This window comes from Ferviditalea candida (assembly GCF_035282765.1).
GTDB classification, from domain to species: domain Bacteria; phylum Bacillota; class Bacilli; order Paenibacillales; family KCTC-25726; genus Ferviditalea; species Ferviditalea candida.
Genome location: NZ_JAYJLD010000006.1, coordinates 111505 through 123652, shown reverse-complemented (window position 1 = coordinate 123652; position 12148 = coordinate 111505). Strand labels below are relative to the sequence as shown.

General features: G+C 52.8%; 11 protein-coding genes. All 11 read left to right on the top strand.

The window, feature by feature from the left end; genetic code table 11:
* Window positions 1-14 precede the first annotated feature (14 nt).
* The 11 genes from remA (at window position 15) to pknB (ending at window position 12125) form a co-directional block, all read left to right on the top strand.
* The gene (gene remA, locus VF724_RS06195) at window positions 15-275 is read left to right on the top strand and encodes an extracellular matrix/biofilm regulator RemA (RefSeq protein ID WP_371753352.1); all 261 of its coding nucleotides are present in this window, start codon (window positions 15-17) and stop codon (window positions 273-275) included.
* A gap of 9 nt (window positions 276-284) precedes the next feature.
* Window positions 285-911, top strand: a complete 627-nt coding sequence (gene gmk / locus VF724_RS06190; protein ID WP_371753351.1) for a guanylate kinase — start codon at window positions 285-287, stop codon at window positions 909-911.
* A gap of 23 nt (window positions 912-934) precedes the next feature.
* Window positions 935-1132: a DNA-directed RNA polymerase subunit omega gene (gene rpoZ, locus VF724_RS06185; protein WP_371753350.1), complete on the top strand. Its 198-nt coding sequence runs from the start codon at window positions 935-937 to the stop codon at window positions 1130-1132.
* An 89-nt stretch (window positions 1133-1221) separates the two neighbouring features.
* On the top strand, window positions 1222-2418 hold the full coding sequence (gene coaBC, locus VF724_RS06180; RefSeq protein ID WP_371753349.1) for a bifunctional phosphopantothenoylcysteine decarboxylase/phosphopantothenate--cysteine ligase CoaBC: 1197 nt from the start codon (window positions 1222-1224) through the stop codon (window positions 2416-2418).
* A 15-nt stretch (window positions 2419-2433) separates the two neighbouring features.
* The gene (gene priA / locus VF724_RS06175) at window positions 2434-4905 is read left to right on the top strand and encodes a primosomal protein N' (protein WP_371753348.1); all 2472 of its coding nucleotides are present in this window, start codon (window positions 2434-2436) and stop codon (window positions 4903-4905) included.
* 40 nt (window positions 4906-4945) lie between these two features.
* Entirely contained in the window at window positions 4946-5419 is a 474-nt protein-coding gene (gene def / locus VF724_RS06170; RefSeq protein WP_371753347.1) for a peptide deformylase, read from the top strand.
* A gap of 302 nt (window positions 5420-5721) precedes the next feature.
* Window positions 5722-6708: a methionyl-tRNA formyltransferase gene (gene fmt / locus VF724_RS06165; protein ID WP_371753346.1), complete on the top strand. Its 987-nt coding sequence runs from the start codon at window positions 5722-5724 to the stop codon at window positions 6706-6708.
* Window positions 6701-8116, top strand: a complete 1416-nt coding sequence (rsmB, locus tag VF724_RS06160) for a 16S rRNA (cytosine(967)-C(5))-methyltransferase RsmB (RefSeq protein ID WP_371753345.1) — start codon at window positions 6701-6703, stop codon at window positions 8114-8116. The genes fmt and rsmB overlap by 8 nt, the downstream gene beginning before the upstream one ends.
* 113 nt (window positions 8117-8229) lie before the next feature.
* Window positions 8230-9282 carry a dual-specificity RNA methyltransferase RlmN gene (gene rlmN, locus VF724_RS06155; protein WP_371753392.1) on the top strand — a complete coding sequence of 351 codons (1053 nt, stop codon included), beginning with the start codon at window positions 8230-8232 and terminating at the stop codon, window positions 9280-9282.
* A gap of 7 nt (window positions 9283-9289) precedes the next feature.
* The gene (locus VF724_RS06150; RefSeq protein WP_371753344.1) at window positions 9290-10045 is read left to right on the top strand and encodes a Stp1/IreP family PP2C-type Ser/Thr phosphatase; all 756 of its coding nucleotides are present in this window, start codon (window positions 9290-9292) and stop codon (window positions 10043-10045) included.
* Window positions 10046-10049: 4 nt separating this feature from the next.
* Window positions 10050-12125 (top strand): Stk1 family PASTA domain-containing Ser/Thr kinase, encoded by a 2076-nt coding sequence (gene pknB, locus VF724_RS06145; RefSeq protein WP_371753343.1) that lies wholly within the window; start codon window positions 10050-10052, stop codon window positions 12123-12125.
* The last annotated feature ends 23 nt before the right edge of the window (window positions 12126-12148 follow it).

The following is a 12148-nucleotide window of genomic DNA, read 5'->3' as shown; positions in this document are numbered from 1 at the left end:
AAGGGGGAAGCAAATTGGCAATCAAATTGATTAATATTGGTTTCGGAAACATCGTATCGGCAAATCGGATCATATCTATCGTCAGTCCTGAGTCGGCTCCGATCAAACGGATCATCCAGGAGGCGCGCGACCGCCATATGCTGATAGATGCAACCTACGGCAGAAGAACAAGGGCCGTCATTATTACCGACAGCGATCATGTGATATTGTCTGCGGTTCAGCCTGAAACCGTGGCACACCGTTTGTCGACCAAGGATGATGACAGCGAGGAGTAATGTGGCAAAATGGAAAAAGGATTGCTGATCGTTCTGTCAGGACCTTCCGGTGTGGGAAAAGGAACGGTATGCTCGGCTTTGCGCAAGGATATGACCGAGCTGGTCTATTCCGTTTCGGCGACAACCCGTTCTCCGCGAGCCGGCGAAATCGACGGAGTGAATTATTTTTTCAAAACTCGTGAGCAATTTCAGCGAATGATCGAGAACGACGATCTGCTCGAATGGGCTGAATATGTCGGGAATTATTACGGAACGCCGCGGAGTTTTGTCGAGGAAACGATCAACCAGGGAAAGGATATCATTCTGGAGATCGAGGTCCAGGGAGCTTTGAAGGTGAGATCAAAGTTTCCTGGGGGCATCTTTATTTTTTTGATGCCTCCTTCGCTGGAGGAATTGCAATCCCGCATCGAGACCCGGGGAACCGAGACCGACGATTCCATCCGCAGCCGGATGTCCACTGCGTTGGATGAATTGAAATACCTTGAACATTACGACTATGCCGTCGTTAACGATCAAGTGGAATTGGCTTGCGAGCGGATTCAGGCGATCATCACGGCGGAGCACCACAGGAAAGACAGGATGCTTCCGATAATCAAGGAAATGCTAGAAAAAGTCTATTCAGAGAAACAATCCTAATCATGATAGCAGAGGTGTAGAGCATGCTGTATCCATCGATTGACGAGCTCGTTGAAAAAGTGGGAAGCAAGTACTCGCTGGTAGTTGCGGCGGCCAAACGGGCCCGGGTGCTCCGGGAGGGAGCCAGGTCGGAACTTGTTCATCCCAAATCACACAAATATGTCGGGGTTGCGCTGGAAGAAATCTACTTGAATTTAATCAAATTCGATAAATTGAAGTGACAGCATTCGGCATGATAACAAACAACAACCTCTCTAGGTTGTTATTTTTTTCTGGCCGGATGAAACCATCGGGAAAGCGGTGAAACGAGATGCTCATGCGGGGCAAAACGATATTATTGGGGGTCAGCGGCGGCATCGCATCTTACAAGGCCGCCGCATTGTGCAGCAAGCTGGCACAGGCCGGCGCGAATGTAAGGGTCGTCATGACGGAATCGGCGGCAAAGTTTATTGCGCCTTTGACTTTTCAGGCATTGTCCAGAAATGATGTGCTGATCGACACATTCGATGAAAAGGATTCCTCCGTTATCTCGCACATTGATGCAGCCGATCGCGCCGATCTTGTCGTGATTGCTCCGGCAACGGCAAATATCATCGGTAAACTGGCGAACGGGATTGCGGACGATATGCTGAGCACGACGCTGTTGGCCGTCACTTCCCCGATCCTGATGGCCCCTGCGATGAATGTACATATGTATGAACATCCCGCCGTTCAAGAAAATATCCGTCGGCTTCGGGACAGAGGCGTCATCTTCTGCGAGCCCGGAGAAGGCCAACTGGCCTGCGGCTATGTCGGCAAAGGCAGACTGGCGCAACCGGATGAAATCTATGCACGGATTGCCGCCCTGCTGCATCCGGAACGTCCATTGGAAGGCAAGCGGGTGCTGGTTACCGCGGGGGGAACTGTGGAGCGCATCGACCCGGTGAGGTATATCACCAACGATTCCTCGGGCAGGATGGGCTACGCGATCGCCGAAGCGGCGGTTCGGATGGGGGCCGTGGTTACTTTGATATCCGCTCCCACCGCCTTGACCCCGCCTCAAGTGGCGGAATGGGTCCCCGTTACCTCCGCAATGGAAATGTTTGAAGCCGTTATGGTGCGTTTTGCCGATTCGGACGTGGTGATTAAGGCGGCCGCCGTGGCCGATTATCGTCCGGCGGTTCAGGCGGAGCAAAAAATCAAGAAAAACGAAGATACTTTGACGCTCACCCTGCAAAAAAATCCGGATATTCTGCAAGCGATCGGGGAGCGAAAAACCTTTCAGTTTATTGTCGGTTTCGCAGCCGAAACCGAGCGCGTCCAGCAGCATGCCATGGAGAAATTAAAGAGGAAGAACTGCGATCTCATCGTTGCCAACGATGTAACGCAAGAGGGCGCCGGCTTCGGGTCGGCTACGAATATCGTTTCGATCTTTGATCGCAACGGACTGGTCCGTTCGCTTCCGATGATGTCCAAGCAAGAGGTGGCGAACCAGCTGCTGGAAATCGTCAGCAGCCGGCTGGGATGAAAAAGGAGGGGAGCAATGTACGCGAAAGTTATTGTCGATGTTCCGGCCAAAGATACGAATCGGGCCTTTGATTACATCATCCCGCCATCCTTGGAGCCTTGGGTGGAGGTTGGCAGCAGGGTGGGCGTTCCATTCGGTTCGAGGGTGATTCAGGGATTTGTCGTCGAGCTTCGCGAATCCAGCGATTACGAACTGCACAAAATGCGGGAAATCAAACATGTGCTTGACCCGATACCCCCGCTGAACGGGGAGCTTGTAGAGCTGTCCAGATGGATGAGCAGAAAGTATGCCTGTCATGAAATTACCGCTTTGCAAGCCATGATTCCCGGTGCGTTGAAAGCCAAATATGAAAGAAAAATTATCGTTTCCGGGCCAAAAGCGCAGCCGCCAGTCGAGGATGATAGAGAGCGGGAAATTATCGATTATATTTTATCCAAAGAAAGCTTGAGTATGGAGCAACTGCTGCGCCGCTTTCCCGCTGATGGTCCGCTGCTGAAGGAGATGCTGATACGGGGACGGTTGGCGGAAGAACAAGAGATTAAGGACCGATTGTCAAAGAAAACGGTGCTGACCGTATTTCCTCCCGAAAATCCCCAATTGCTTGAAGCCTGCTTGGCCCAGCTCCCGGAGAACGCGAAGCGTCAAAGGCAGCTGATCGAACATTTGCAGACGAATCCGGAGCCGGTCAAATTGGCCGATTTGTCCAAGCGGCAGGGAATTTCCTCATCGGCGGTCAAAGCGTTGGCGGATAAAGGCTGGATTGCCCTTCGAGAAGTTGAGGTGTTCCGGGATCCATATGAGAACAGGGTGTTCGAGCGGACGACCTCCCTGCAGCTGACCGATGAACAGCAGGCTATTTATGATGAAATTGCCGCCAGCCTGCGCATGCGGACTCATCAGGTGTTCCTGCTGCACGGTGTGACTGGAAGCGGCAAAACGGAAGTTTATTTGCAGGCGATTGAGGTATGCCTGAATCAGGGGAGGGAGGCGATTGTGCTCGTTCCGGAAATTTCCCTGACCCCCCAGATGGTCGAAAGGTTCAAAAGCCGGTTCGGCGATTGGGTTGCCGTTTTGCACAGCAGGCTTTCCCATGGCGAAAGATATGATGAATGGAGAAAGATTCAAATGGGTAAAGTGAAAGTTGCTATCGGCGCACGATCTGCGGTCTTTGCTCCGTTCAGCAATTTGGGGCTGCTGATTGTGGACGAGGAGCATGAAGCTTCCTACAAGCAGGAGGAAAATCCGAAATATCACGCCGGAGAGGTTGCGGTTGCCCGCGGGCGGCAGAGCCGGGCGGTAATTCTGTTGGGATCTGCGACCCCTTCGCTGGAAAGCTATCATAGGACGCAGACCGGGGAGTACAAACTGCTTAAAATGCCTTCACGGGTTCAGGGAAGGCCTTTGCCCGCGGTTCAGGTCATCGACATGCGGGAGGAGTTAAAGGCCGGCAACCGTTCCATGTTCAGCCGTGCGCTGCACCAAGCGATCGAAGATCGTTTGCAAAAGCAGGAACAAATGGTTCTGCTGCTGAACCGGAGAGGCTATTCCACCTTTGTGATGTGCCGATCCTGCGGATATGTGGCCGGGTGTCCCCACTGCGAGATTTCCTTGACATATCATCACAATTCAAGAACCATGCGCTGTCATTATTGCGGTTATGCCGAGCGCGAACTCAATTCATGCCCGTCATGCAAAAGCGCGCATATCCGATTCTTCGGGGCGGGAACCCAGCGGGTGGAAGAGGAGTTGGTCAGGCTGTTCCCGGGAATTCGCGTCATCCGGATGGATGTGGACACGACAAATCAAAAAGGCGCGCATGAAAAATGGCTGCAGTTGTTCCGCAGCCGGCAGGCGGATGTCCTGCTGGGCACGCAGATGGTGGCCAAAGGGCTGGATTTCCCGTATGTTACCCTGGTGGGCGTCATAGCGGCGGATACGGTGCTGAACCTGCCGGACTTCCGTTCCGCGGAAAAAACCTTTCAGCTGCTGACTCAGGTAGCCGGAAGGGCCGGCCGGCACCATCTTCCCGGTGAAGTCGTGATTCAGTCCTACACCCCCGAGCATTACAGCATACAATGTGCAAGCATGCACGATTATTCTCGCTTTGTAGCGCAGGAATTGAAGCTGCGGGAGGCGCGCGAATACCCTCCGTTCTGGAAATTAATTTTGGTAACACTGTCGCACGGACAAATTCCGCTTCTCGTGCGTGCGGGGGAAACGCTCGCAGACGAAATTCGGCAGCAGTGGCGGAGGTTAAGCCGTCATGCAACCGACGCCGGCGGGGATGGCCGTTTGGAAGTGCTGGGCCCCGTCGCATCGCCGATATCCAGAATCAAAGATAGATATCGATTTCAATGCATGATAAAATATCGGGGAGATGTGGCAATTTCGGGGATCATGGACGGCGCGCTGTCCAGACTCGAAGACACGGTATCCAAAGAGAAGCTGCAGATCAGCGTGGATGTCGATCCGCAAATGATGATGTAGTTTTTATCATTTTATAAAATCAAGGACGGTGCATGACCTTATGGGAATTCGTTTTATTGTAAAAGATCCTGATCCGGTTTTGCGGAAGGTGGCCAACCCGGTCACCAAATTCACGCAGAATCTCCATAAGATGTTGGATGATATGGCGGCAACGATGTACGATGCGCCGGGAGTCGGACTGGCGGCTCCGCAGATCGGCATTCTGAAAAGGGTGATTGTGATCGATGTCGGCGATGAGCACGGCTTGATCGAGATGATCAATCCCGAAATCGTGAACAGCGAAGGGGAGCAACTTGGTCCTGAAGGCTGTCTCAGCATACCCGGATTGATGGGGGATGTGAGAAGAGCGATGAAGGTTACCGTCAAAGGACTGGATCGCAACGGCAGCGAATTCACGATGCAGGCGGAGGAATTTTTGGCGCGGGCGTTTCAGCATGAGATCGATCATTTGAACGGAATTCTGTTTACGGATTTGGCGGAAACTGTATATAAAGCCGAACCGAAGGAAGGGTAGGGGGCTCATTTGAATTTTCAAGCTCGACGTCCCATGCGGTTTCATGTCGCCTTGCAGGTGATAAAAATGGCATGCTGAAGCTTCCTTGAAGAATTCATTTTGGAGCATGCCTGACGGATTGTTTTAGTAAATTTTTATTCTAATGGTATGGAAGAATAAGGGAATTAACCGCAAAAATCTATTCATATTCCTGGTTTTAACAGCGGTGGAGTGCCATCCCTTTTCTGAAATAACCATAAGGTGGAATAAAAATTCACGGTCTTATTTTTTAGAGGAAGTGAATTTGCAAGAGGGGTGATCGTTTGAACATCGTGTTTATGGGAACGCCGGATTTTGCGGTTTCTCCGCTGCGCGCTCTGTTGGAAGCGGGCTATTCCATCAAAGGAGTGGTCACCCAACCCGATCGGCCGAAAGGAAGAAAGCAGATTCTCACGCCTCCGCCCGTTAAAGCGGAAGCGGAAAAGCACGGACTCCGCATTCTGCAGCCGCAGAAATTGCGGGATCCCGAGTCGGTCGCAGAGCTTGCTTCCCTGCAGCCGGATCTGATCGTCACCGCCGCTTACGGGCAATTGCTGCCGAAGGCGGTTTTGGACATGCCCAAATACGGCTGCATCAATATTCATGCTTCGCTGCTGCCCCGATACAGGGGGGGCGCTCCCATCCATTACGCAGTCATGAACGGAGAAGCGGTCACCGGGGTGACGATCATGTATATGGCCGAGGGATTGGACACCGGCGACATGATCAGCCGGGTTGAGGTTCCGATCCTGGATTCGGACACAACAGGCACGATGCATGACAAATTAAGCGAGGCGGGTGCCCAATTATTGATTCAAACGCTGCCAGGGATGCTGGACGGCAGCATCCGGGCGATCCCGCAAAATCATGAGCAGGCCACCTATGCGCGCAATATCACAAGAGCGGATGAAAAAATCGACTGGAGCCGATCCAGCTTGGAAATTTATAATCAGGTCAGGGGACTTTGTCCGTGGCCGGGGGCATATACAATCTGGAATGGCGAAGTCATGAAAGTATGGGCCTGCCGGAATCCGAAGCTGGACGAGCGGGAATCCGATGTTCAAATTCCGGCCGCTTCCAGAGGTCTGCAGACCGCCCCGGGAACCGTTCTGGAGATGAATGAAAAAGGAATTCGGGTGGCTACGGGCAGCGGATCGGTCCGACTGACGGAGATCCAGCCCGCGGGCAAGAAAAAAATGACCGTCGGGGAATTTGCTAGAGGCACGATTATTTCGGGCGGCACTGTCTTTGGAGATGGTACCGGTGAATAAGGAAAAGGATCGGGTGAATATAGAAAAGGATTCGCGAAGGAACAAAAAATTGAGCGCGCGCGAGGTGGCGCTGGAGATCCTGACCCGTGTGGCTGAGGATCAGGCCTACAGCAATCTGCTGTTGAATCAAACTCTGGAAAGGTACAAACTGGAACGGCTCGATGCTTCGCTGGTGACGGAAATCGTATACGGGACGATACAGCGGAACAATACAATCGATCATTTCCTGCAGCGCTTCGTCAACAAGGGGCTGGAAAAGCTTCAGCCGTGGGTGTCGAGCTTGCTCCGGCTGAGTTTTTATCAGCTGTATTACCTGGATCGGATTCCGCCTCACGCGGTGGTTCATGAAGCGGTGGAAATCGCCAAAAAGAAAGGGCATCGGGGAATATCGGGCCTGGTCAACGGGGTTCTGCGAAACGTGCTGCGGAGCAGGGAAGAATTGACTATACCGGACAATCTGCCTCCCGTGAAGAGAATTGCCCTGCAGCATTCTCATCCCGAATGGATGGTGTCCAAGTGGATCAAGCAATACGGCGAGCGGACTGCCGAGCAAATCTGTGCTTCCAACAATGAGCCTCCAAAAAGCAGCATTCGGGTCAACACGTTAAAGCTTGAACGCACGGCTCTGCTAGAACGGCTGCGAAATCAAGGCTTGCAGGCGGAAGCATCCGAGATCGCCGCTTCCGGGATTGTGGCGAGGAGCGGAGGCAACCTCGCGTTGGCCGAAGGGTATGCCGCCGGAGAGTTTTCCATTCAGGATGAAAGCTCGATGCTGGTCTCGGAAATCACCGATCCGCAGCCGGGCATGCAGGTTCTCGATTGCTGCGCGGCGCCGGGGGGCAAAACGACCCACCTTGCCGAAAAGATGCATGACATGGGAACGATCTGGGCGAATGACGTGCATGAGCATAAAAAGAAGCTGATCGAAGCCCAGGCCGGGCGCCTTGGGTTGAATTGCATCCGCACCCAAGTGACGGATGCCGCGCATCTGTCGGAACGTTTTGCGGAAGGCAGCTTTGACCGGATCCTGCTGGATGCCCCATGTTCGGGTCTGGGCGTGATCCGGCGCAAGCCGGATGTCAAATGGTCCAAAAGCGAACGGGAAATTGCAGGGATTACCGACATCCAGTTTTCGATTCTGTCGGACATTCGCAATCTGCTAAAGCCGGGGGGAGTCTTGGTTTACAGCACCTGCACGCTGATGCGGGAAGAGAACGAGGGGATGATCGCGCGGTTTCTTGAGCAGTTTCCCGAATTCGAACCGGATCCCGAGCTGGAAGCGATGCTGCCTGAGCCCGTGCGTGAAAAAGCGATGCTGTCTGCCGGCATGGTCCGGATTCTGCCGCACCACTTTCATTCCGACGGCTTTTTTATCGCAAGATTGAAAAGAAAATCACCGGACGGGTAAAGAAGGTTTTGGTTGGCTGAACATTTGTGATAAAATGGAACGGATAAGCAACAGATAGACCCTTTCAAGAAGCACTTGCGGATTTGAAAAAATCGACAGGCAGCGTGATAAATGTGAAAACGTTCATTTATGATTTGACAATGGAACGGCTGCGGGAATGGGTCAAGGAACAGGGCGAACCCGTTTTTCGGGCCGGTCAAATTTTTGATTGGCTTTACGTGAAGCGGGTTGGCGCATTTGAGGAAATGACCAACCTGCCCAAATCGCTGAGGCAAAAATTGGAGGAATCCTTTCAATTTGTAATCCTGAAGGAAATTACCCGGCAGGTTTCCTCCGACGGGACGGTCAAGCTGCTGCTCGGCCTGCATGACGACCATGCGATCGAAACCGTGATCATGCGCCACAATTACGGGAACAGTGTGTGCGTTACGACCCAGGTTGGCTGCCGGATCGGCTGCACTTTCTGCGCCTCCACGCTCGGCGGACTGAAGCGGAATCTGACTGCAGGCGAGATAGTCGCCCAAGTGCTGGAAGCGCAGAGACTCCTTGACAAAGAGCAGGAAAGAGTCAGCAGCATCGTTGTCATGGGAACCGGCGAGCCGTTTGAGAACTATGATGCGCTCATGGATTTTTTGAGGATCACGATTCATGAGAAAGGCTTGCATATCGGGCAGCGGCATATTACGGTTTCCACAAGCGGAATCGTCCCCTCGATCTATCGTTTCGCCGACGAACAGACGCAGATCAACCTGGCGATATCGATTCACGCCCCGAATGACGAATTGCGCTCCAAGCTGATGCCTGTCAATCGAAGGTATCCTTTTGCCGAAGTGCTTAAAGCGCTGCAGTATTATTATCAAACAACCGGAAGAAGAATCACTTTTGAATATGCCTTGATCGGAGGCGTGAACGATCGTCCGGAGCATGCCCAAGAGCTGGCCGAGGTTCTGAACGGGCTGGATATTTTGTGCCATGTCAATCTGATTCCGGTGAATTACGTTCCCGAACGAAATTATGTAAGGACATCGCGTGACGACATCTTCGCGTTCCTGAACGTGTTGCAGCACAATCATATCAATGCCACGATCCGCAGAGAGCAGGGCGGAGACATCGCCGCGGCCTGCGGACAGCTCAGGGCCAAACATATGGAGTCGACTGCGAGGTGAACATAGCATGAAAACCGCACTCAAATCGGATGTGGGTCTCATCCGCACGGTGAATGAGGATCGTGCCGTGGTGCAGAACCGTTTGAACGGATTTACGTTGGCCATTGTGGCGGACGGAATGGGCGGCCATCAGGCCGGCGATATCGCCAGCCAGATTGCGATAGATACGGTAAAGCGGGAGCTGCAAAATATTGAGCCCGGCATGAGTCCCGAGGAATGCGGTCAAAGGATTGCTGATGCGGTGCGCAAGGCCAACCGGGAGGTGTTTGAAATCGCCTCCAGTCAGGAACAATATCAGGGAATGGGGACGACGATCGTCGTCGCCCTGGTTTCCGATGAACTCATCATCATCGCTCATATTGGAGACAGCCGTGCGTATAAACTGGACGATGAATTCATGATCCAACTCACTGAGGATCACTCGCTTGTGAATGAACTGGTCAAATCCGGACAAATATCCCCGGAAGAAGCGAATTCCCACCCCCGCAGAAATGTGCTGACACGAGCGCTGGGTACCGATGAGCAGGTTGAAGTGGATCTCTGTATTGATGCATGGAAACAGGAAGACGTATTACTGCTGTGCAGCGACGGTTTAAGCAGTCTGCTTGATGACGGTCAGATCACGGCCATTCTCCGTTCCGGGGAGGAACTGCAATCTAAAGCGAACCTTCTGGTACAAAGCGCCCTGCAAGCAGGGGGAGATGACAACATTACTGTCGTTTTGCTTGCCAATGTGCAGGCGGATGACGAAGAAAAGGGGTGAGATCGTGATCGGACAAGTTCTGGGCGGGCGCTATGAAATCATTGAACGCATCGGCGGAGGCGGGATGGCCTTAGTTTACAAGGGACATGACAGTTTATTGAACCGCAAAGTCGCCGTTAAGGTGCTGCGGCAGCAGTTTGTGCACGACGAGGAATTCATCCGCCGCTTCCGGCGCGAAGCGCAGTCGGCGGCATCGCTTTCCCACCCGAATGTCGTGAGCATCTACGATGTCGGAAGAGAACAAGACATTCATTATATTGTCATGGAATATGTGGAAGGCACGAACCTGAATGAAAAGATCAAGGAGCATGCTCCTTTGCAGGTTGAAGAAGCGGTCCATATTGCCACGCAGATTTGCGACGCGCTTGATCACGCCCACCATAATCAGATCATTCACCGCGATATCAAGCCCCACAACATTTTGATCGGCAAAAACGGCAGGGTCAAGGTTACCGATTTTGGGATTGCCCGGGCGGCAACCGCCTCCGATATTACCCAGACCGGATCGGTCATCGGCTCCGTTCACTATTTTTCGCCTGAACATGCCAAAGGGGTGTCGCAAGGGGAAAAATCAGATATTTATTCGCTGGGAATCGTGATGTATCAAATGCTGACCGGGAGGCTTCCGTTTTTGGGGGAAAGTCCGATCAGCGTGGCGCTGAAGCATCTTCAGGAAGATGTGGAGGAACCCCGGAAGGTCAACCCGATGATTCCGCAAAGCGTTGAGAACATCATTTTAAAGTCGATGCGCAAAAATCCGGAGGAGCGTTATGCGTCCGCACGCGATATGCTTCATGATCTGGAAACTTGTCTGCTTCCGCAGAAGCTGAATGAGCCGAAAATTGCCTTTTCCCGTCAGGAGCGGATGGATGAGGATCATGAACAAACCCGGGTGATGCCGGCGATTCGTTCCCGCCGCGCCGCGGATTCGGAGGAGGAACGGGAAGCCTCGGTGGAATGGAAAGGGCTTGAGTCCAAGTCCGGGAAAAAGAATTCGTGGATCAAGCCGGTCGTTTGGTTTGCGGTCATCATTATTCTTCTGGCGGCGATGTGGTACGGGATCGCTTATGTGCAAAAGCTGATCAAGGTGCCGGATGTGGAAGTGCCCAATGTGGAGCACATGACGCTGGAGGATGCCAGGACGAAGCTGGGTGAAGCCGGATTGAGCGCCAGTCCGATCGAATACCGCTTCGACGACAACGTTCCTAACGGAATTGTGCTGCAGCAGGAAAAGTCGGGCTATAAAGTGAAGCTTCATTCCTCGATCAAGCTGATCGTCAGCAAGGGCAAAGAGATGGCAATCATGCAAAATTATAAGGGGATGCTGTGGGAAACCGTTCTTAGTGAGTTTCAAGCCAAATTCAATCCGGACCAGATCGTCAAAAAGGAAGTGAAAAGCGATCAACCCGCCGGAACGATCATCGATCAAATACCGGTTCCTCAGGAGGAATATGATCCCAAAACGGCGACGTTCACGTTTACGGTGAGCAAAGGCCAGGGAACGGTGGAAATGCCCGATTTGGTCGGAATGAAGGAAAGTGCGGCGATTGCGCTGATTACCAAATCCAATCTGAAGATCGATGAAAAGAACATTCAGCGCGAAAAAAGCTACTTTCCGGAGGGGTATATATTTAAGCAATGGCCTTTTGAGCCCGGCGCGCAAGTAGATCCGGGGCAGGAAATCACGATCTGGGTAAGCACGGGCTTGGCCGAGGATGCGGTGGAAGCGATCAAGAGCATTGCGGTCAGTCCGACAGTCGAAGGGCAAAATACGGCAGTGAAAATTACGGTCAGCGATGCAAAAGGCGAGCGGGACTGGAAAAGTGAGGACATTACCTCACAAACGCATTATTCTGTCCCGGTCGTTGTATCCAAGAAGACGAATGCCGTAATCACCATATATAAGGACGGACAGCCGACTGACAGCATCACCGTAACCTATCTGGACGCGCAGCGCGCTCAGCAGGAATCAACGTTTTCCGAAGGCTTGCCTTCAGCTAATCCGTCCGGCACGGGTCATCAGCCTTCCGGCGGAACTGCCGCATCTTCCGGCAAACCGCCTGCACCGAGCGGCCATTAGGAAATTGTTTACGGAGGGACGTG